This window comes from Aliiruegeria sabulilitoris (genome assembly GCF_001558155.1).
Taxonomy (GTDB): Bacteria; Pseudomonadota; Alphaproteobacteria; order Rhodobacterales; family Rhodobacteraceae; genus Tropicimonas; species Tropicimonas sabulilitoris.
On sequence record NZ_LOAS01000003.1, the window covers coordinates 184,420 to 205,007 of the forward strand.

Annotated in this window: 22 protein-coding genes; 9 read left to right on the forward strand and 13 right to left on the reverse strand. The window is 63.8% G+C overall.

What is annotated here, in order from left to right:
* Positions 1–106: 106 nt before the first annotated feature.
* From surE to AX756_RS05330, 4 genes are all read left to right on the forward strand, one after another.
* The gene (gene surE, locus AX756_RS05315; protein WP_068309397.1) at positions 107–895 is read left to right on the forward strand and encodes a 5'/3'-nucleotidase SurE; all 789 of its coding nucleotides are present in this window, start codon (positions 107–109) and stop codon (positions 893–895) included.
* Positions 892–1,533, forward strand: a complete 642-nt coding sequence (locus AX756_RS05320) for a protein-L-isoaspartate(D-aspartate) O-methyltransferase (protein ID WP_068309399.1) — start codon at positions 892–894, stop codon at positions 1,531–1,533. Before surE ends, AX756_RS05320 begins: the two co-directional genes overlap by 4 nt.
* Before the next feature lie 87 nt (positions 1,534–1,620).
* Entirely contained in the window at positions 1,621–2,772 is a 1,152-nt protein-coding gene (locus AX756_RS05325) for a peptidoglycan DD-metalloendopeptidase family protein (protein ID WP_068309402.1), read from the forward strand.
* Positions 2,773–2,799: 27 nt separating this feature from the next.
* Positions 2,800–3,537, forward strand: a complete 738-nt coding sequence (locus tag AX756_RS05330) for a hypothetical protein (RefSeq protein WP_068309566.1) — start codon at positions 2,800–2,802, stop codon at positions 3,535–3,537.
* Here the strand turns inward: AX756_RS05330 and AX756_RS05335 are convergent.
* From AX756_RS05335 to AX756_RS05375, 9 genes are all read right to left on the reverse strand, one after another.
* On the reverse strand, positions 3,527–4,375 hold the full coding sequence (locus tag AX756_RS05335) for an ATP-binding protein (RefSeq protein ID WP_068309403.1): 849 nt from the start codon (positions 4,373–4,375) through the stop codon (positions 3,527–3,529). The two genes, AX756_RS05330 and AX756_RS05335, sit on opposite strands and share 11 nt — an antisense overlap.
* Complete coding sequence (gene tatC, locus AX756_RS05340; RefSeq protein ID WP_068309404.1) at positions 4,375–5,259, reverse strand: twin-arginine translocase subunit TatC; 885 nt, start codon at positions 5,257–5,259, stop codon at positions 4,375–4,377. The genes AX756_RS05335 and tatC overlap by 1 nt, the downstream gene beginning before the upstream one ends.
* Before the next feature lie 10 nt (positions 5,260–5,269).
* Positions 5,270–5,764, reverse strand: a complete 495-nt coding sequence (tatB, locus tag AX756_RS05345) for a Sec-independent protein translocase protein TatB (RefSeq protein ID WP_068309406.1) — start codon at positions 5,762–5,764, stop codon at positions 5,270–5,272.
* Between the two features lie 45 nt (positions 5,765–5,809).
* Positions 5,810–6,052 carry a twin-arginine translocase TatA/TatE family subunit gene (locus AX756_RS05350; protein ID WP_068309408.1) on the reverse strand — a complete coding sequence of 81 codons (243 nt, stop codon included), beginning with the start codon at positions 6,050–6,052 and terminating at the stop codon, positions 5,810–5,812.
* A 349-nt stretch (positions 6,053–6,401) separates the two neighbouring features.
* The gene (locus AX756_RS05355; RefSeq protein ID WP_068309410.1) at positions 6,402–7,505 is read right to left on the reverse strand and encodes an AI-2E family transporter; all 1,104 of its coding nucleotides are present in this window, start codon (positions 7,503–7,505) and stop codon (positions 6,402–6,404) included.
* Between the two features lie 220 nt (positions 7,506–7,725).
* A complete protein-coding gene (gene mmsB / locus AX756_RS05360; RefSeq protein WP_068309412.1) occupies positions 7,726–8,601 on the reverse strand; it encodes a 3-hydroxyisobutyrate dehydrogenase in 876 nt (291 codons plus the stop codon).
* A complete protein-coding gene (locus AX756_RS05365) occupies positions 8,598–9,665 on the reverse strand; it encodes an enoyl-CoA hydratase/isomerase family protein (protein ID WP_068309413.1) in 1,068 nt (355 codons plus the stop codon). The genes mmsB and AX756_RS05365 overlap by 4 nt, the downstream gene beginning before the upstream one ends.
* Positions 9,662–10,804, reverse strand: a complete 1,143-nt coding sequence (locus AX756_RS05370; RefSeq protein WP_068309415.1) for an acyl-CoA dehydrogenase family protein — start codon at positions 10,802–10,804, stop codon at positions 9,662–9,664. The genes AX756_RS05365 and AX756_RS05370 overlap by 4 nt, the downstream gene beginning before the upstream one ends.
* A 322-nt stretch (positions 10,805–11,126) precedes the next feature.
* Positions 11,127–12,626 carry a CoA-acylating methylmalonate-semialdehyde dehydrogenase gene (locus AX756_RS05375; RefSeq protein WP_068309567.1) on the reverse strand — a complete coding sequence of 500 codons (1,500 nt, stop codon included), beginning with the start codon at positions 12,624–12,626 and terminating at the stop codon, positions 11,127–11,129.
* Positions 12,627–12,726: 100 nt separating this feature from the next.
* Between AX756_RS05375 and AX756_RS05380 the strand changes: the two genes are divergently transcribed.
* The 3 genes from AX756_RS05380 (at position 12,727) to coaD (ending at position 14,913) form a co-directional block, all read left to right on the forward strand.
* Complete coding sequence (locus AX756_RS05380) at positions 12,727–13,695, forward strand: LysR family transcriptional regulator (RefSeq protein WP_082738961.1); 969 nt, start codon at positions 12,727–12,729, stop codon at positions 13,693–13,695.
* Positions 13,692–14,126, forward strand: a complete 435-nt coding sequence (locus AX756_RS05385) for a CBS domain-containing protein (RefSeq protein ID WP_068309418.1) — start codon at positions 13,692–13,694, stop codon at positions 14,124–14,126. The genes AX756_RS05380 and AX756_RS05385 overlap by 4 nt, the downstream gene beginning before the upstream one ends.
* A 286-nt stretch (positions 14,127–14,412) precedes the next feature.
* On the forward strand, positions 14,413–14,913 hold the full coding sequence (gene coaD / locus AX756_RS05390; RefSeq protein WP_068309568.1) for a pantetheine-phosphate adenylyltransferase: 501 nt from the start codon (positions 14,413–14,415) through the stop codon (positions 14,911–14,913).
* A gap of 12 nt (positions 14,914–14,925) precedes the next feature.
* On the opposite strand, the gene AX756_RS26005 is transcribed toward coaD, so the two are convergent.
* Positions 14,926–15,066, reverse strand: a complete 141-nt coding sequence (locus AX756_RS26005; protein WP_170307687.1) for a hypothetical protein — start codon at positions 15,064–15,066, stop codon at positions 14,926–14,928.
* A gap of 145 nt (positions 15,067–15,211) precedes the next feature.
* Between AX756_RS26005 and AX756_RS05395 the strand changes: the two genes are divergently transcribed.
* Entirely contained in the window at positions 15,212–16,228 is a 1,017-nt protein-coding gene (locus AX756_RS05395) for a DUF808 domain-containing protein (RefSeq protein WP_068309420.1), read from the forward strand.
* A gap of 453 nt (positions 16,229–16,681) precedes the next feature.
* A complete protein-coding gene (locus AX756_RS05400) occupies positions 16,682–17,155 on the forward strand; it encodes a DUF4188 domain-containing protein (protein ID WP_068309422.1) in 474 nt (157 codons plus the stop codon).
* A 253-nt stretch (positions 17,156–17,408) separates the two neighbouring features.
* On the opposite strand, the gene rsmA is transcribed toward AX756_RS05400, so the two are convergent.
* Genes rsmA through AX756_RS05415 form a run of 3 tightly spaced genes read right to left on the reverse strand, consistent with a single transcriptional unit; the run spans position 17,409 to position 20,518 of the window.
* Positions 17,409–18,263, reverse strand: coding sequence for a 16S rRNA (adenine(1518)-N(6)/adenine(1519)-N(6))-dimethyltransferase RsmA (gene rsmA / locus AX756_RS05405; RefSeq protein ID WP_068309424.1), 855 nt, complete (start codon positions 18,261–18,263; stop codon positions 17,409–17,411).
* A 33-nt stretch (positions 18,264–18,296) separates the two neighbouring features.
* Positions 18,297–19,277, reverse strand: coding sequence for a 4-hydroxythreonine-4-phosphate dehydrogenase PdxA (pdxA, locus tag AX756_RS05410; RefSeq protein WP_068309426.1), 981 nt, complete (start codon positions 19,275–19,277; stop codon positions 18,297–18,299).
* Positions 19,277–20,518, reverse strand: a complete 1,242-nt coding sequence (locus AX756_RS05415; protein ID WP_068309428.1) for a peptidylprolyl isomerase — start codon at positions 20,516–20,518, stop codon at positions 19,277–19,279. Before AX756_RS05415 ends, pdxA begins: the two co-directional genes overlap by 1 nt.
* Positions 20,519–20,588: the final 70 nt, after the last annotated feature.

Here is a 20,588-nt window from a genome sequence, read left to right on the forward strand (position 1 = left end):
ACACTCCCGTACCGAGGCCGCGTGCGCGGGGCTTTCCCATGCCCCGCAGCTTGCTCCTCCCTGCGTGCCGCTCTAAAGCAGAAAACAGAATAATCGAGGGCGGTTCATGCGTATTCTGATAACCAATGACGACGGAATAAACGCGGCCGGGCTCGATGTGCTCTACAGGATCGCGCATGAGGTCGCGGGCTCCGAGGGCGAGGTCTGGACCGTCGCGCCCGCTTTCGAGCAATCCGGCGTCGGCCATTGCATCAGCTACACCCACCCCACGATGATCGCCAAGCTGGGCGAGCGCCGCTACGCCGCCGAGGGCAGCCCCGCCGATTGCGTGCTGGCCGGGATATATGACGTGATGACGGACGGCAGGCCGGATCTGGTTCTTTCCGGCGTCAACCGGGGCAACAATTCGGGCGAGAACACGCTCTATTCCGGCACCGTGGGCGGCGCGATGGAGGCCGCGTTGCAGGGGCTTCCGGCAATCGCGCTGTCGCAATTCTACGGCCCCGGAAATGTCGATCTTGAGGATGAATACGAGGCCGCCACCGTGCATGGCGCAGCGCTTGTCCGCGACCTGCTGCAAAAGGGAGAGTGGGGCGACAAGGGCGGTTACTGCACCTTCTACTCGGTCAATTTCCCGCCCTTGCCGGCCGCCGAGGTCAAGGGGCGCGCCGTCACCGCCCAGGGCTTCCGGCCCGGCACGCGGTTCTCCGTGAAGCCGACCCGCGCACCCAACGGGCGGCGTTTCCTGTGGGTCGAGGGCGCGAAGCAGGATGTTGCCACCGGGCCGGGCACCGATGTGCAGGCCAATATCGATGGCTATATCTCGATCACGCCAATGCGGGCCGACCTGACGGCGCATGATCAGCTCGCAGGGCTGAAGGCCGTTCTGGAATGAGCTGGAGCGACGAACAGAAGATGCGGCTGCTCTTCGCGGTCCGCTCCAAGGGCGTGACGGACAAGGCCGTGCTGACGGCGATGGAAAAGATCGACCGCGGGCTCTTCGTGCAGGGGATCTTTGCCGATCGCGCCTATGACGACACACCGCTGCCGATCATTTGCGGGCAGACGATCTCGCAGCCATCCGTTGTCGGGATCATGACCCAGGCGCTGGAAGTGGGCCCGCGCGACAAGGTGCTGGAGTTGGGAACCGGCTCGGGCTACCAGGCGGCGATCCTGTCGCAGCTTGCCCGCCGGGTCTATACCGTGGACCGTTTCAAGCGGCTGACCCAGCAGGCGCAGACGTTGTTCGACCAGCTCGGGCTGACCAATATCATCACCTTTTGCACCGATGGCAGCCACGGTTTGCCCGAACACGCGCCCTTTGATCGTATTATCGTGACCGCCGCCGCCGAGGACCCGCCCGGGCCGCTCTTGGCGCAGCTCAGGATCGGCGGTATCATGGTCGTGCCCGTGGGCCAGTCCGATGCCGTGCAAAGCCTGATCCGGGTGCGGCGGACGGAGGAGGGGTTCGACTATGACGAGCTTCTCAAGGTCCGTTTCGTGCCCTTGCTGGAAGGCCTCGGGCGAGAGTGAATGTTGCCGGCGGCCGGGTTTGGCCGCCACCCAGATAGTCCCCGGAGGCTCCGTAAAGAGGGCCCGGTATTCGAGGAGCCAGAGCAGATGCGGACCTTCATGACCCTTTGTGCGAGTGCATTGGTGTTGGCAGCCTGTGATACAACCGGGCTGGATCTGGATATGCGGGATCTCGGCCAGGGGTTCGACACCACCTCGGCGCTGCAGCCGGTGACCGCGCCGAAACCGCAGCCCGACGCGCGCGGGGTCATATCCTATCCCAGCTACCAAGTTGCCGTGGCGCGCCGTGGCGATACCCCGGCCGATGTGGCCGGCCGGATCGGCATGACGGCCGACGAGCTGGCCCGCTATAATGGTATTCCCGCCGATGCCGTGCTCAACGAGGGCGAAGTGCTGGCCCTGCCGCGCCGCGTGCCCGAGGGCGCTGCGTTGCCGGCCACCGGTGGCGTCGATATCGCGACACTGGCTGGCGATGCCATCAACCGCGCGTCCCCTTCGGCCGCACCCGCCGCGGGGACTATCTCCACCCAGGTGGGCGAGGAGCCGGTGCGCCACAAGGTCGAGGCGGGGGAAACAACCTACTCCATCGCGCGTCTCTATGGCGTATCGGCCAAATCCATTGGCGACTGGAACGGGCTTGGCCCGGATCTCTCGGTGCGCCAGGGCCAGTACCTGCTGATCCCGGTCGTTGTTGCCCAGCCGGCGAATCCGGAGACCGAAACCTCCACCACCCAGCCCGGCGAGGGTAGCCCGACACCGACGCCGCCGAGCGCCTCCGAGCCGCTTCCCGACGAGGACACCGTGCCGTTGGCCACCGAAACGGCCGAGGCGCCCGGGGTGCCGGAATCGCCCGATCTTGGCGCCGATGCCACCGCCGCAGCCTCCAACAGCGCCCGCATGAGCCTGCCGGTTCAGGGCTCGATCGTCCGCGATTTCCGCAAGGGCAAGAATGACGGGATCGACATTTCCGCCTCCTCCGGCGCGAATGTCTCTGCCGCCGCCGCCGGTACCGTGGCCGCGATAACCGAGGATACCGACCAAGTGCCGATCCTGGTGCTGCGCCATGAGGGCGGGTTGCTGACGGTCTATGCCAATGTCGACAATCTGAAGGTCCAGAAAGGCCAGAGCGTGTCGCGCGGGCAGGCCATCGCCACCGTGCGCGCCTCCGACAATCCCTATTTGCATTTCGAGGTGCGCGATGGTGTCGAGGCTGTCGATCCGTCCGACTATCTCAAGTAAGTGCCCCCGCGCGTGGTTCATGGTGCGATGAGTGCGACGCACGATCTCGTCCTGATCATCGGCAGCGGCCCCGGCGCACTGCTTTCACGCGACTGGGGCGGGCATCCATTCGATGCGGTGGTTGCGATCAACAACGCCTGGCAACTCCGCCCGGATTGGACGCATCACATCTACCCGGAAGATTTTCCGCCCGAACGCCGGCCCGAGGCGTTGCGGACCGGCCAGCGGGAGGTGCTCTACAGCGCGTATGTGCCGTCGAATAACCGGTTCGGCGGCGTGGTCTATGCCGGGGGCACGATGGCCTTTACCGCCGCCTACTGGGCGCTGGACGCGCTGCGCCCGCGCGTGCTGGCCTTCATCGGCTGCGACATGGTCTATCCGGCGACGGGCAAGACGCATTTCTATGGCACCGGAACCGCCGACCCGCTGCGGGCGGATCCGACGCTGCGCTCGCTGGAAGGCAAGGCGGCGCGGCTCTGGTTCAAGGCGGCGGGGCAGGGATGCGCCTGCGTGAACCTCTCGCAAGACGAAAGCCGGCTGGTTTTCCCGCGTGCGCAGTTGGCAGGTGTGGAGACGGCTCAATTGCCCGACCTTCCCGACGGCGTCGCCGAAACCGCCGAACGGCTGGAGCGGGAAACGGATTACACCGTGCCTTCGGGGCGCTATTGGGAACAGGCCGAACGGTTCGATCTGGACCGGATCGACGCGATCGACCTCGCCTGGCGGGACGCCTTTGACGCGATGGGGGCGGGCGTCAGATCCTGACGCCGTGCCGCCCGGCCAGATCGACAAAGAACTGCCACGCCACCCGTCCCGACCGCGAGCCACGCGTTGCCTGCCACTCGATGGCCTCGGCACGCAGGGTCTCATCGGCGATCTTGAGCCGGTGTGCGGCGCAATAGCCTCGGATCATGTCGAGATAGTCGTCCTGCGAACAGGGGTGGAAGCCCAGCCAGAGGCCGAAACGGTCGCTGAGCGATACCTTTTCCTCCACCGCTTCCGAGGGGTTGATGGCGGAACCGCGTTCGTTCTCGATCATGTCACGCGGCATCAGGTGACGGCGGTTGGAGGTGGCATAGAAGAGAACGTTCTCCGGCCGCCCCTCGATGCCGCCATCCAGAACCGCCTTGAGCGACTTGTAGTGCTGGTCATCATGGCTGAAGGAGAGGTCGTCGCAGAAAAGCAGGAAACGCCTGTCCGGTGCCGAACGCAGAAGCGTCAGCAGCCGTTGCAGCGTCGGCAGGTCTTCGCGTTGCAGCTCCACGATCTTGAGGTCTTCGCCTTCCGCGCGAATTTCGGCATGTACCGCCTTCACAAGGCTCGATTTTCCCATGCCGCGCGCGCCCCAGAGCAAGGCGTTGTTGGCGGGAAGGCCACGGGCGAACTGGCGCGTGTTTTCCAGCAGGATGTCACGGGCCCGTTCGATACCGATCAGAAGTGACAGATCCACCCGGCTCACCTCGGCCACCGGCGCGAGCCGGTCGGGCGCTGTCTGCCAGACAAAGGCCTCGGCGGAGGCAAAATCCGGAGCGGCGGCAGCCGGCGGTGCGATGCGTTCCAGCGCGGCGGCGATACGGTCGAGTTCCTCGGCGGTGAAATCCATCAGGCCGTCTCTTTGTCTTCCTCGTCGTCATCATCCATGAGGCCCATTTCGCGCAGCTCGTCATTGCGCTTTTTCTCGACGCGGGCGACCAGCAGGATCGAGACCTCGTAGAGCGAATAGACCACCACGAAGAGGATAATCTGGGTGATGACATCGGGCGGCGTCACAAGGGCGGCGAGCACCAGGATGCCGACGATTGCGTATTTTCGGACATTGCGCAGACCCTCGACCGAGACCAGCCCGGCCTTGCCCATCAGGGTCAGCAGGACGGGAAGCTGGAAGCAGAGGCCGAAGGCGATGATGAATTTCAGCGACAGGTCGAGGCTCTCGCGGACCGAGCCGAGAAAGACGGTGCGCAGCTCTGCGTTTTCCACATCCGCGGGGATGTTCTCGCCCGTGAGTATGGCGGCCAGCGCGGGGATCGCGTCGGAGAAGCCGATGAAGAAGTTCATTGCCAGCGGGGTGACGATGAAATGCGCGAAGGCGGCGCCCATCGTGAACAGGACCGGCGAGGCCACGAGGAAGGGCAGGAAGGCGTTCTTTTCGGACTTGTAGAGGCCGGGCGCGACGAAGCGCCAGAGCTGGTAGCCGATATAGGGGAAGGACAACGCCAGGCCGAAGATCATCGAGATCCGGATCAGGACGAAGAATTTCTCCTGCGGCGCGGTGAAGATGAGCTGCGGATTCTCGCCACGTGCACGCAGGATCTGGGCGATCGGCTCTACGAGGAAGTTGAGGATCGGCTCGGCCACGGTGAAGCACAGGATCATGGCCACGGTAAAGGCCAGCACGGAGCGGATAAGCCGCGTGCGCAACTCCGCCAGGTGCTCGATCAGCGGGGCGGAACTATCTTCGATGTCGTCGGCTTCGGGGCGGTCGCTCATGCGGGTCAGCTCATGCCTTGGGGGTGTCGGCCTCAGGCGCCTTGGCGGCGGCCTGGGCCGCTTCGGCCTCGGCGCGGGCGGCAGCCTCGGCTTCGAGCCGCGCAGTGGCCTTGGCGGCAGCACTTTCGCGGATCTTGCGGGCGGCCTCGGCGCGTTCCTCGGTCAGTTTCTGGGTTTCGGGGCCTCGGGCGGGCTTGGTTGCGGCTTCGTCGGCAACCTCGTCATCTTCTCCGAATGGGTCGAAGTCGAGATCGGCGGCATCTTTCAGCGCGTCCATCCCCATGGATTTCGGATCGGTCGCCTTCTTGAGATCCTTGGCGATATCCTTGACGCCGGCCTCGTCGGCGGCATCCTCCATTGCGCGGGTGAAATCGCGCGCCATCGCGCGCAGCCGCGCCGTGAACTTGCCCAGCGTGCGGAACATCACCGGCAGGTCCTTCGGGCCCACCACGATCAGCGCCACGATGCCGATCAAAAGCAGTTCGGTCCATCCGAGATCAAGCATCGCCTGTCAGCCTCGTTTGCATTCCCGTGCCCGGCAAGGCCAGTATCAGGCCTTGTCTTTCTCGGCGGTCTCTTCGGGGGCAGCGTCCATCGATTCCGGAGTAACATCGAGCGCGGCCTCGGCCTTTTCCTTCTCGATCTCTTCCTTGCCCTCGCTCACGCCCCTCTTGAAGGCGGTGATGCCCTTGCCGACCTCACCCATCAGCGAGGAGACCTTGCCTCGCCCGAAGAGCACGATGACGACCACGGCGATCAGCAGCAGGCCCATGGGGCCGATATTGTTCAGCATTCCTTTTCTCCCTGACTTCGGACCACGGCAACGGGCCCGGCTGTCGCAAACTTTCCGCTTCTGGATTTACTTATGGGTTTCAGCCGGCAGAGCAAAGCCCCAAACGCGCCAAAGGGATGAATTTTTCTTGCGGTAAGGGGCGCATAATTGAAACGGAATTGCGTAGTTCTGGGTATTTTGGCCGGCGGATTTGAAAATTCCATCCCTGCTGTGCGAATCCGGGGGGCTGCTGCCGGGCAGAGCCCGAGCGGCGGTGACGTCGCTGGCACGGCGGGGAACGTCGTGGAATTCGAGGGCGTTTGCAGGCTGCATATCGGCTTTCGGAAGTGGCTCTCGACTTGCAGTGGGCTCAGATGTTCGCAGCCTGATCGTCGTCACTTGCCTGTGGGGTGAGCACAGATTCGGACAGCGTGGTCCAGATCGTCACGAAGAGACCCGCCACGACCGGGCCGAGGATCAGCCCCACCGCACCGAACATGCCCAGGCCTCCGAAAGTGCTGACGAGGATCAGGATGTCATGCATCTGCGTATCCCGGCCCACGAGGATCGGGCGCAGTATATTGTCGATCGTCGTCACCACGAGGCCGGCCCAGAGAGCAAGCCCGATGGCGGCGCCGGATTGGCCGATGGCGGCGAGATAGACCACGCCGATAGCCAGAACGAGGCTCGGGCCGATGCCGGGAATGATCGAGACGATGCCCATGACCACGCCCCAGAAGGTGGCCCCCTGTATGCCGGCGAAGAAGAATCCGATTCCGCCCAGCACGCCCTGGACCACCCCGATCACCAGTGTGCCCTTGATTGTGGCGCGGCTGACGGAGACGGCGCGGTCCGCGATCTTGCGCTGCGTGGCCGGTGTCAGCCCGGTGAAGCGCAGGATCTGTTTCATGACCGGCGTCTCCATCTGCAGGAAGAAGAAGAGCGCGTAGAGGAAGATGAAGGTGTCGAGGAAGAAGAGCGCCGTGCCGCGGGTCAGCTGGGAAAGCGTGCTCACCGTATAGCGGGCAAGCGCGGTGACCAGATCGGCGATCTTGTTGGCGATCTCGGGGCCAAGATCGTCGAGACTGTCCTGATAGGGCACCCAGTCGGGGATCGTCACGCTGGCCCCGTTTTCGGTCACCGAGTTGACGATATTGACAATGGAACGGGAGAGGGCAAATGCCTGCTCGGCCGCCATGGAGGCGATGAACACGACCGGAATAATCACCAGCACGACGATCAGGACAACAGTCACAGCGGCAGCCAGGTTGCGCCGGCCCCACAACGTCGCGCGAATGCGCCGGAAAAGCGGGCGGGACAGTTCCGCCACGATTGCCGCCATGATGAGCGAGATCAGGAAGGATTTGATCATGCCGAAGAACATCAGCGTGATCAGCGCCGTTACCAGGATCAGGGCGGACCAGCGAAGCGTGTCCGGGTTGGGAAAGGATGGTCTATTGGCAGGGTCGGACATGCGGCCTCCGGCGTTGCCGCAATCCTAGGTCGAAATGCGTGGCAGAAGAAGCCCCTGGATATTTCCGGTCAGAAGATGAAAGAGCGCCCCTAACAGTTTCTTCTGGCTGAAAATATCCCCGCCGGAGGCACGATACGCAGGATCATTCGCGCGCAATGCGCGAGCCCGGCAATTGGCATGACGCTCCTCCAAGGCACGTAGACCACCTGTCTCGGGGGGACTACTTCGAACGCGCGCGGTGTGCGAAGCGTGGCAGCATTGCCGAGAAATCCTTTCCCGCGCCGTCCTCGCGCTCCACGAAAGACTCGTAAAGCGCGGTTGCTGCCTCTCCCAACGGGGTGTCGGCATCCGCCATCTCCGCGGCCTGTTGGCTCAGGCGCAGGTCTTTCAGCATCAATTCGGAGGCAAAGCCGGGCCGATAGTCGTTATCGGCGGGCGATTGCGGCCCGACGCCCGGCGCGGGGCAATAGGCGTTCATGACCCAGGAATAGCCCGAGGAGGTCGAGACGACGTCGAACATCTTCTGCCGGTCGAGGCCCAGCTTGTCGGCCAGCGCGAAGGCCTCGCAGGTGCCGATCATGGTGATGCCGAGGATCATGTTGTTGCAGATCTTGGCTGCCTGTCCGGCCCCGGCCTCGCCGCAATGCACGGCCTTCTGGCCCATCACGTCGAAAAGCGGCGCGACGCGGGCGAAGGCTCTGGGCGTGCCGCCGGCCATGAAGGTGAGCGTGCCAGCGGCCGCGCCGCCGACCCCGCCCGAAACGGGCGCATCGACTGCGTCGAGCCCGGCCACGGTGGCCGCGTCCGCGACCGCGCGGGCGCTTTCGACATCCACGGTGGAGCAGTCGAGATGCACCGCGCCAGGGTCCATCGCGGGGTGGATCTGCTCAGCCACGGCGCGCAGGATCGCGCCATTGGGCAGCATGGTCACGACCACATCGGCGCCGGCAACGGCTTCCTCGGCGCTTTCGGCTTTCGCGACACCGTCGGGGCAGGGAGCGGCGAGGTCGAACCCCACCACCTCGTGCCCGGCCGCCGCCAGGTTGGCCGCCATCGGCGCGCCCATATTTCCCAGTCCGATAAATCCGACCTTCATGGCATGTCCTCCCCCGCCTGTTCGTCCTGTCCGTCGTCAAATGTGAGTGCGTCGCCCCCGAGCGGCAACAGCATCCGGCTCACCATGGCGCTGTCCACCTCGTCGAGGGAGTGGCGCCAATTCGGGCTGCGATCCTTGTCGATGATCGCGGCGCGGATGCCTTCGAGAAAATCGGACTGCTCCATCGCCCGGTGCGTGAAACGGTATTCCAGACCGAGTGCCTGCCGGATAGTCGATGTCTCGCCAAGCCGGTGCGCCATCTCCACGGCACAGGCCATTGCCAGAGGCGAGTTCCGCTCCAGTGTCGCCAGCGTTTCGGTTGCGAAGTCGCTCCCCGCGCTTCGCAGAGAACGCAGAATGTCGCCCAGCGTTTCGCCCGCAAAATGGGTGTCGATCTCGTCGCGCAACGCCGGGAGTTTCCCTTCAGGCGGCGTCGCGGCGGCGGCGTCGATGAGCGTCCAGTCGCCGCTTTCTTCCAACGCGGCGATCAATTCAGGCCACTTGTCAAACGGAACGAAGTAATCGGCAAACCCGGCCAGGATCGCGTCCCCTGGCCCCATGCGCGTGCCGGTCGTGCCGAGATATTCCCCGAGCCGCCCCGGGGCGCGGCCGAGGATCAGCGAACCACCAACATCCGGTATCAACCCGATGCCGCATTCGGGCATGGCGATACGGCTGTTCTCGCAGACAACGCGGTGTGAGCCGTGGCAGCCAATGCCGACGCCGCCGCCCATGGTATAGCCCTGCAGGAAGGAGGCCACGGGTTTCGGGAACTCGAACAGCCGCGCGTTCAATCGGTATTCGTCCTGCCAGAAGCGGCGGCCATAATCGTAGTCGCCCGCGGTGCCGGTGGCATACATCTCGGCAATATCGCCGCCGGCGCAGAAGGCCTTTTCGCCCTCGGCATCGAGAACGATCATGGCGACCGTGTCATCCTCGGCCCAGTCTTTCAGCGCCGCGTCGATGGCGCGACACATCTCATAGGTGAGCGCGTTGAGCGCCTTGGGCCGGGTGAGCGTGATGCGCCCCGTCCGGCCCTGTTTGCGAATTGAGATATCGCTCATTTGTTGCCTATCATCTGGCGCGCGACGATCATGCGCATGATCTCGTTGGTGCCTTCAAGGATCTGGTGCACCCGCAGATCGCGGACAATCTTCTCAATGCCGTAATCCGCAAGATACCCGTAGCCGCCATGCAATTGCAGGCATTGATCTGCCACCCGGCTGCCGGCCTCGGTCACGAATTTCTTGGCCATGGCACAGTACTTGGTGGCGTCCGGCGCGCCCGTGTCGAGCTTCCACGCCGCCTGCCGCAGGAAGGTGCGGGCGGCCTGAAGCTCGATCTCCATGTCAGCGAGACGGAATTGCAGCGCCTGGAACTGGTCAATCGTCTGGCCGAAGGCCTTTCGCTCCGACATGTAATGCAGCGTGGCGTCGAGCGCGGCCTGGGCGGCGCCAAGAGAGCAGGCGGAGATATTGAGCCGTCCACCATCGAGCCCGGCCATGGCATAGGAAAAGCCCTTGCCCTCCTCGCCCAACAGGTTTTCGGCGGGCAAATTGACACCATCCATCTGGACTTGACGGGTTGGCTGGCTCTTCCAGCCCATCTTGGCCTCGAGCCCACCGTAGGATAGCCCTTGCGCGCCGTCTTCGATCACCAGAGCCGAGATGCCTTTCGCGCCGTCCCCGCCGGTGCGCGCCATCACGATATAGGCGTCCGAATAGCCACCGCCGGAGATGAAGGCCTTGGTGCCGGTGAGCGTGTAGCCATTCGCGGTGGCTTCGGCTTTCGTCTTGAGCGCCGCGGCGTCTGATCCCGATCCGGGTTCGGTCAGGCAATAGGAAAAGACGGTTTCCATCGAGAGCGCGCCGGGCAGGAAGCGTTCCTTAAGCGCATCTGAGCCGAAGCTGTCGATCATCTTCGCGCACATGTTGTGGATCGACAGGAAGGCCGCGACGGAGGCGCAGGACATCGACAGCGCCTCGAAGACAAGCGTCGCATCGAGGCGGCCGAGCCCTGTGCCGCCGGATTCTTCGCTGACATAGAGCCCGCCGAAGCCCAGTTCGGCCAGCTTTGGCCAAAGCTCCTTCGGGATCGTGCCCGCGTTGTCCCAATCTGCTGCATTTGGCGCGACATGTTCCTCGCCGAAGGCGCGGGCCATATCGAAGATTGCCACCTGTTCCTCGGTGAGCGCGAAATCCATGAGCTTCCTCCCCAAAGCCGCTGGAAATTGAATATCCGTTCAATTTCTACATGCCCCGGGAATTTGGCAAGAGAAAATGCCGCGAACTTGAGGGAGAGGAGGCCAGGACGTCGAGGACGGAGGCGGCTTCGCCCTCGCGCTCTGGCGAACGCTCCCCCACGGTTTTTTCAGTCACAAGAAATGATGCGAAATCTCGCATCATCATCTATTTGGAAACATTCCCGCCGGAGGCACGATCCAAAGGATCGTACAAGAAATCGGACAACGGGTAACCCGGCCAGTCTGGTCGGGTTACCCCTTTTTATCTGTTCGGCTTGTCTATTCAGTCCATTGCCTTGAAGTTCAGCGCCGCGCCTTCCTTGATGCCCGAGGGCCAGCGGGCGGTAACGGTCTTGGTGCGAGTGTAGAACTTGAACCCGTCCGTGCCGTGCTGGTTCAGGTCGCCGAAGCCGGATTTCTTCCAGCCGCCGAAGGAGTGGTAGGCCAGCGGAACCGGGATCGGAACGTTGATGCCGACCATGCCGATATTGATCCGGCTGGCGAAATCGCGCGCGGTGTCGCCATCGCGGGTGAAGATCGCGGTGCCGTTGCCATATTCGTGGTCCATGGCGAGCCCGATGGCTTCCTCGTAGGTCTCTGCGCGCACGGTGGACAGGACCGGGCCGAAGATCTCGGTCTTGTAGATGTCCATGTCCTTGGTCACGCGGTCGAAGAGATGCGGGCCGACGAAGAAGCCGTCCTCGTAGCCTTGCAGCGAGAAGTCGCGCCCGTCGATGACAAGCTCGGCGCCCTGGTCGATGCCGGTCTGGACCAGACGCTGCACGTTCGCCTTGGCGGCGGCGGTCACCAGCGGACCGAAGTCGACATCGTCACCGGCGGTGTAGGGGCCCACTTTCAGCGACTCGATGCGCGGCTTCAGCGCGGCGATCAGGCGGTCCGCCGTCTCGTCACCCACCGGCACGGCCACCGAGATCGCCATGCAGCGCTCTCCTGCCGCGCCGTAGCCCGCGCCCACTAGCGCGTCGGCGGCCTGTTCCATGTCCGCGTCCGGCATGACGATCATGTGGTTCTTGGCGCCGCCGAAGCACTGCACGCGCTTTCCGTTGGCGCAGCCGCGGCTGTAGATGTATTGCGCGATGGGCGTGGAACCTACGAAGCCGATCGCCTGGATGGTCTCGTTGTCGAGGATCGCGTCCACCGCTTCCTTGTCGCCATTGATGACCTGGAAACAGCCATCGGGCAGGCCGGCCTCCTTGAAGATCTCGGCCAGCATCAGCGGCACGGAGGGGTCACGCTCGGAAGGCTTCAGGATGAAGGCATTGCCGGAGGCGAGCGCCGGGCCGGCTTTCCACAGCGGGATCATGGCGGGGAAGTTGAACGGCGTGATGCCGGCCACGACGCCCAGCGGCTGGCGCATGGAATACATGTCGATGCCGGGGCCGGCGCCGTCGGTATACTCGCCCTTGAGCAGATGCGGCGCGCCGATGCAGAACTCGATCACTTCCAGGCCGCGCTGCACGTCGCCCTTGGCATCGGGGAAGGTCTTGCCATGCTCACGCGAGAGCGCCTCGGCCAACTTGTCCATGTCGCGGTTGAGCAGGTCCACGACCTTCATCATCACGCGGGCGCGGCGCTGCGGGTTGGTGGCCCCCCATGCGGGTTGGGCGGCGGCGGCCTTGGCGATGATCGCGTCGACCTCGGCTTTCGAGGCCAGCGCGACCTGTGCCTGAACCTCGCCGGTGGCCGGGTTGAAGACATCCGCCGTGCGGCCGGAAGCGCCGGCAACGCGGGCGCCGTTGATGTAGTGACCGATTTGATCCATGGGGTCCTCCTTGACTGTTGGCGCAACAATACCCTTGCGCAAATGCAGTGAGAAGCGGCAGGTTGCCAAAATCATTTTGCATTTTTGCAAGGGACGGGAGATGGCGGCAAGTTGGGACGATCTGCGCGTGTTCCTTGCTGTCGCGCGGCAGGGCAGCCTGTCGGCGGCGGGAAACGCGCTGAAACTGGATCCGGCGACGATCGGGCGGCGGGTGTCGCGGCTCGAGGACGGGCTGGGCGCGGCGCTGTTCCTGAAATCCTCAAACGGCTACGCGCTGACCGGTGCGGGCGAGCGGCTGCTGCCGCATGCGCAGGAGGCCGAGCAGGCGATGACCCATGCCGAGGACGCGGTGCGCGGGCAGGGGGACCGGCTCTCGGGCGTGGTGCGGATCGGTGCACCCGATGGCTGTGCCAATTTTCTGCTGCCAAAGGTCGTCTCGCGGATCGTGGCAACCCACCCGGAGCTGGAAGTGCAGATCGTGGCGTTGCCGCGGCTGTTCAATCTCAACCGCCGCGAGGCCGACATGGCCATTGGCGTGAGCCGCCCCGAGGCCGGCCGCCTCACGGTGCAGAAGATCGTCGATTACCAACTGGTTCTGGCCGCTTCGCGCGATTACCTGGCCTCGGCCGCGCCGATTGCGACGCTGGAAGATCTCAAGGCGCATCGGCTGATCGGCTATATCCCCGAGATGATTTTCGACAAGGAGTTGGAGTATTTCCACGACCTCGGCGCGGATCGCCCGGTGCTGGCCAGCAACTCGGTGGCGGTGCAATACCAGATGGCGCGGCAGGGCGCCGGCGTTGCGGTGACCCATGATTTCGCGCTGCTCGGAGACCGGATCCTCGAACGCGTCTTGCCGAAGGCCTTCGCGCTCACGCGCAGCTTCTACCTTATCCGGCACGCCGATGATGCCCGTGTGCAGCGCCTCTCGGCCTTCGCGGAACTGCTGGTGGGCGGTATGCGCCGGGAAATGATCCGCGTGCGAGAGGCATTGACAGGACGCGCTCCCTCGGAGGACGCTGGAGAAAGAGAAACGCAAGGCATTCGCAGGGAGGACACAGCGGTATGATTGTTCAACAAATTCTTAAGTCCAAGGGAACCGAAGGCGTCATTACCGTCGCCCCGGGCACCAGCGTGGAGGCCGCCGCCGCCGTGCTTTCGGAGAAGCGGATCGGTTCTGTCGTGATTTCAGAGGATGGATTGCACTTTGAGGGGATCCTGTCGGAGCGCGATATCGTGCGGGAGCTCGGCAAGCGCGGGGCGAGCTGCATGGCCGACACGGTCGATGACATGATGACGAAGATGATCGAGACCTGCGGGCTGGGCGACGAGGCCGAATCCGTTCTGGGCCGCATGACCGAAGGGCGTTTTCGCCACATGCCCGTGGTCGCGGATGGCACGATGATCGGGATCATCACCCTGGGCGACGTGGTCAAGGCGCGGCTGACGGAGCTTGCCATGGAGAAAGATGCGCTCGAAGGCATGATCATGGGCTACTGACGGAACCACTCCGGGCGAGGGGGCCGGTCGGCGCCCTCGACGGGGCGGTTTTGCCAGCCGGGCGGGGTGTGTGAAACCCGGCCCGGGCGTCCAAAGCGGCGTCGGACCAGAAAAATCCAATAGGAATAGGCCTGTTGCAAGGCTGGAACCTTCCGGATGTCCGGGGAAGAATGGTCTAGATCGCTGCAATGCGGCATGTTAAGGCCACGCGAAAGATTCGTAGGCGCCCATTTCTGGCCAAAGGAAGTGGCCGGGGGCGGGACGGAGGAGATCAGGAGCCATGGCGATGCGCGTGGGACTTTACCCCGGAACCTTCGACCCCGTCACGATGGGCCATATCGACATCATTCGCCGGGCCACGGTGCTGGTGGATCGGCTCGTCATCGGGGTTGCGATCAACCGGGACAAGGGGCCGCTGTTCAGCCTTGAAGAGCGCGTCAGCATGATTGAGGCCGAGTGCACCCGAATTTCCGAGGAAACCGGCTGCGAGATCGTGGCGCATCCGTTCGAGAACCTGTTGATCGATTGCGCCCGCGATGTCGGCGCCAGGATGATCATTCGCGGCCTGCGCGCGGTGGCCGATTTCGAGTATGAATTCCAGATGGTTGGAATGAACCGCCGACTGGACGATTCCATCGAGACGGTGTTCCTGATGGCCGAGGCTCAGCACCAGGCGATTGCCTCCAAGCTGGTCAAGGAGATCGCGCGGCTCGGCGGCAATGTGTCGAAATTCGTGCCCCCGGACGTGCGTACCGCCCTTCGGGAAAAACTCGGCACGGATTGCTGAGTTTCCGACGCTTCACCGCCAGAAGGCCATCCATTCGATCAGAGCGTCGAATTTCCGGCCGAGAAATATGTGCATCTGCCATCCGAACAGGAAGTTCAGTCCGATCAGGGCGGCGATGACAAGGGCCAGGATGAACCAGCTGCGATTGCTCATGGGGGCTTCCTTGTCACAGATATTCTGCGGTCGGCTTAACGGTTGGCTTGGGGGAGTTCAATTCGCCAGCGCAATTGGGCTGTTTCTAATACGGGATAAATGCCTGTAACCTGCGACGGAGCGGATCAGGCCGAAAGAGGTTGTCATGAGTGGATTGCTTGCCCTTCTGGACGATGTTGCAGCACTGGCCAAGGTCGCTGCGGCCTCGGTGGACGATATCGCCGGGCAGGCGGCCAAGACCACGGCCAAGGTGGCCGGGGGCGTGATCGACGATGCAATGAAGGCCGGCACCAAGGCCGCCGGCGCGGTGATCGACGATGCTGCCGTGACGCCGAAATACACGATGGGATTCTCCGCCGAACGCGAATTGCCCATTGTCGGCCGCATCGCCTTCGGGTCGATCAAGAACAAGCTGCTGATATTGCTGCCTGCGGCGCTACTTCTGAGCAACTTCGCGCCCTGGGCGATCGCGCCTCTGCTGATGCTGGGCGGGGGGTACCTCTGTTTCGAAGGGGCGGAAAAGGTGCTGCACTGGCTGATGCCGCATCACCATGACGCGGGCCATCTGGAGGATCTGGAAGACGCGGCGGGGCTGGAGGAAAGCCGGGTCGCCGGCGCCATCAAGACCGACTTCATCCTTTCGGCCGAGATCATGACCATCGCGCTCTCCGCCATTCCCGATTCCGGCTTCTGGACCGAGGCGCTCACCCTGGCGCTGGTCGCGGTGGGCATTACTGCGCTGGTCTATGGCTCGGTTGCGCTTATCGTGAAGGCCGATGACATTGGCGTTGCCATGGCGGATCACGGTCGGCTGGGTGTGACACGCTCCATCGGGCGCGGGATCGTGCATGGCATGCCCGGTTTCATGAAACTGCTGACGCTTGTCGGAACTCTGGCAATGCTCTGGGTCGGTGGCAGCATCGTCGTGCATGGCCTTGAGGAAATCGGGTTCGGACTCATCGGACACGAGATCCACGATCTCGCTTATGCCGCCGCCCATGTCGTGGCCGAGAGCTGGTCCGGCTTCGTCAAATGGCTGGTGACAGCCGTGCTGGACGGTATTTTCGGTCTGTTGCTGGGCCTGCTTCTGGTTCCGGTAGCGACCTATCTCCTCGCACCGATCTTCAGCCTGTTTTCCGGGAAGCGGGAACAGCAGCACTAGGCTCGGGTCTTTTCGGAACGATCCTTCGGACTTTTGCTCCGCAGGGGATGTTTTGGGTCAGAAGCAAACGCGATTGCCTACATTCTTCTGCTGGAAATATCCTAGGGGGAGCGCGTCCTGGAGCGCGGGGGGCGCCTCCTTATGTGGGGGCGTCCGCATTTCGCGTTGGGAAGCTTCGGGTTGAAGACGACATTGCCAGGGCTGATGTCGGCTTCGAGCCCAAATTGCCCGCTCGCCACTGCCACGACCTTCGGCAGCCACACAGACCTTGCGGTTGTCTGAGACTTCGTTGCCGGGTCGGCTGAACAAAGTGCGGTCCGCTTTCAACCCTCGACGTGCCTCTCTCCAACGGACATCGTTTTTGTTGTGAGCCTGTGCGTTCCTCACTAGCATCGCGGGAATGCCATAAACCACTCGGATGCATTGGCGGCCTCGGATCGGAGCTATAGACACATGTCAGACATCAAAGCCGAAAGACTTGCCGCACACATCGAGGGCGATTTCGTCGTGTTTCTGATCGGGGCTCGGATAAACAAGTGGTGGCGAATCCGGGATATTCTATGGTTCTCGAAGACCATGCCGAAGATGCTCAAGGAACTCTCGATCATGTCGAGCGAGGAAACCGGGTTTCTTGGATGTCAAACCCTTAGCAGCTTGATCAATGTCCAATACTGGCGGAGTTTCGAGCATCTCGAAGCATACGCCCGCTCAAAGGACCGGGAGCACTTCCCCGAGTGGGTCGAGTTCAATCGCCGCTACAAGAAACGGCGCGGCGATGTTGGGATATGGCATGAAACCTATCTGGTGAAAGCTGGGGCCTATGAGGCGATCTACTCCGGAATGCCAGCCTTTGGGCTCGGGAAGGTCGCGGAACTCGTACCCGCAACTGGCAATCGCGATGCTGCCAAACAACGCCTCGGGCGCTGACCCCGCACGGATTGTCCATCAACCACCACGTCCCGGTCTCCCACACAGCTTTCCCGGTTCAGACCAAAAACACGACGTTCCTGAGAGCGCAGCGGGTTCAATGTCGGTTTAGACCCGCTCTGCCGCATACGTCGAGCTACGCCGAGCGGCAGCTTTGAGCAGGAAGGGAGCACTGGCCCGGCAAGTTCGAACGGCGTTCTAGTCCCGCATGGCGGACCAACACAATATGCCGATTCTTCCGTCTATTTTTGCGCTAAGAGGCGGCCTGTCGCGCCGCAAACGCGCGGGCGAGCGCGGCGAAGCGTTCGATTGAGACCCTTTCGGCGCGTTCCGTCGGCACGATGCTGGCCTCCGACAGCAGCGCTTCCACGTCTCCGCCCAATCCCTTCAACGCGGAGCGCAGCATCTTGCGGCGCTGGTTGAAGGCAACGGCGACGACGTGGCTGAGAATCTCAGGGTCGGCGTCAAAGAGCGGTGCGGGGCGCGGGCGCAGATGGACCACGGCCGAATGCACCTTGGGCGGCGGCGTGAATGCCTCGGGCGGCAGGCGCAGGGCGATACGTGTCTCGCAGCGCCATTGCGCGAGCACCGCGAGGCGGCCATAGGCCTTGTCGCCGGGCTGGGCCACGATCCGCTCGGCCACCTCTTGCTGAAACATCAGCGTCAGTGAGGCCCAATAGGGCGGCCAGCTATCCGGCGTCAACCAGCGGATGAGCAGCTCCGTGCCCACGTTGTAGGGAAGATTGGCCACGACATGGATCGGGGCTTGCAGATGGGCCAGTGGATCGATTTCCAGCGCGTCGCCTTCGAGAATTTCCAACCGTCCGGGATAGGCGTCTGAAATTTCGTTAAGCGCGGGCAGGCAACGGGAATCCTTCTCGATGGCAAGCACGTGGCCGGCCCCTTCGGCCAACAACCCGCGGGTCAGCCCGCCGGGGCCGGGGCCGACTTCCAGCACGCTGGCTTGCGAAAGATCTCCGGGGATGCGGGCGATCCGGGCGGTGAGGTTCAGATCGAGCAGGAAATTCTGTCCCAGCGATTTCTTGGCCGCGAGGCCGTGGGTGGTGATCACCTCGCGCAGCGGTGGCAGGCCGTCAATCGCGCTCATCGGAATCCTTCCTCGCTTCGACCGGCCGCGGGCTCACAGCGTTGCCCGGCGCGCGGCCATTTGGTCGGCCATGCGCAGCGCTTCGACGGTAGAGCGGATATCGGCGATGCCCTTGCCGGCGATGTCAAAGGCGGTGCCGTGATCGGGCGAAGTGCGGATGAACGGCAGGCCGAGCGTCACGTTCACGCCCCGGGCAAAATCCAGCGTCTTGATCGGGATCAGGGCTTGGTCGTGATAGGCGCAGATGGCGGCGTCGTAGCGGGCGCGGGCTTCGGGGTGGAACATCGTGTCCGACGGCAGCGGGCCAATCAGGTCAAAACCTTCGCCGCGCAATTCGTCGAGCAGCGGCGAGATCCATTCCAGCTCCTCGTAGCCCATCGCGCCGCCTTCACCGGCATGGGGGTTGAGCCCTGCGACAGCTAGCCGGGGTGCGGCAATGCCGAAATCCTGTTGCAAGGCGCGCGCGGTGATGCGGATCGTGCGGGCGAGCAGCGCGGGCGTGAAAGCAGCGGGGACCTCGTTCAGCGCGATATGGATGGTTGTCGGCACGACGCGCAACGCCTCGCAGGCGAGCATCATCACGACGTGATCTACGCCGCCAAGTGCCGCGAGATATTCCGTGTGGCCGGGATAAGCGAAGCCGGCCCCGTCCTGCAGCGCCTTCTTGTTGATCGGAGCGGTCACGACGGCACCGGCGCGGCCCTGCTGGGCAAGCTCGACCGCGCGGGCGATCACCGCGATCACCTCGGCGGCATTGCTGGCCTTGGGTTCACCCGGAATGGCGGGGCCGGGAAAGCGATGCACGAGGACCGGCAACGCCGTGGCCGAGACCGAGAGCGCCTCCGCCGGTTCCGCGATTTCGATCCAATCGGTGCCCATGGGCAGATGCGCAGGGTCGCCCAGCCAGGCGAAAGGCAGGCTGTCGCGCAGTTCGTTCCAGGCGTGCGCCGCGATTTCCGGGCCGACGCCCGCCGGCTCGCCGCAGGTCATGACCGGGGGCAGGGGGGGCGCCATCACGGGTACCGAATGATGGCACCCGCCTTGAGCTCGGCCAAGTAGCCGTTGCCATAGACGGCGAGGCGCTGCGAGAACAGCTGGCGCCGTACGAACGTGCGGTTCGCGGCATCCTCGACGGCTGGCGTGCGCGAACACAGCATGACCATCAACAAGTTGCCGCCACGGGTCAGCGAGGTTGAAACCTCACCCTCGTCCATCTTGGCCAGCTCCTGTGCCACGTCGCCGGGAACTTCGTTCACCGGCTTGGTATGGATCATCAGGCGCTCTGGGGCGTTCTTGCGATTGATCCCGTAGAAATCGTCGCAGCGGTCAACCTTGCCGGCCACCTTTGCGGCCTCTTTCAGGGCGGCCTCGCTGCGTCCGCCCGGGATCAGGTACTCGGCGTATTCTATGGTGCGGTCGGCGGGTGTTTTCCCCTCCGTCTCGCGCAGGCCAAGCAACTGGTAGACCGCGATAGTGCTGCCTTCGTCGATCGGCTCGCTCACGCCGCCCACCGACATCGACAGGACCTCTTCGCGCAGTTCGGGCGAGAGCGTGTCGACATTGACAATCCTGCCGGTCCGTCCGCCATTCGATGCGGAGCCGGCGTCCGAATACCGTTCCGCGGCGGCGGCGAACTGCTCGCGGCCTCGGATCGTCTGGCTCAGGTCCAGCGCGAGCCGTTGGGCGCGGGCGCGTTGCTGGCTCGTTCCGGCGGACAGCCGGATCTCGGCCAGCTCGACCTCGGCGCCGCCGATACCGTTCTCCGCCAGAGCCCGATCAACCTCGGCCTCGGTGATCTGGGCACGCTGGCCATACAGGCCGCGCACCAATTCGCGCCAGCCAAGCCCGGCCTTCACGAAATCGCGCATGGTCTCCTGGGCAACGCCGGCGCCTTCGAGGGCCTCGATGAATTGCTCCGGTTCCATGTTGGCACGCTCGGCAAATTCGGCGATGCCGGCGTTTATCGCTTCCTGCGGAAGGATAATCCCCACGGATTCCGCTGCGTCGAGCCGAAGGCGGTCGTCGATCAGCTGGTCGAGCGCGACTTGCCGGATATCGCCCGGGGTGCGGAACAGTCCCAGAAGCGTCATGCGCTGGCTGACCTCGAAATTGGTGATCGCGCGGTCATTGACATAGACGACCGGGGCAAAGGGATTGCCGGATTGCGCAACACCCTGACCCGCTGTCAGCGACAGGCCCGCCGCCAGTGCCAGCGCTGCCAACTTTGCTCCACCCGCAAAAATGTCTCGGATCATTGCGCTTTGCCTCGCTCCTGCCTGCCGCCGGCATTCCGCCGTGGTCTCCCGCGTTCTAGGACAGCCAGCG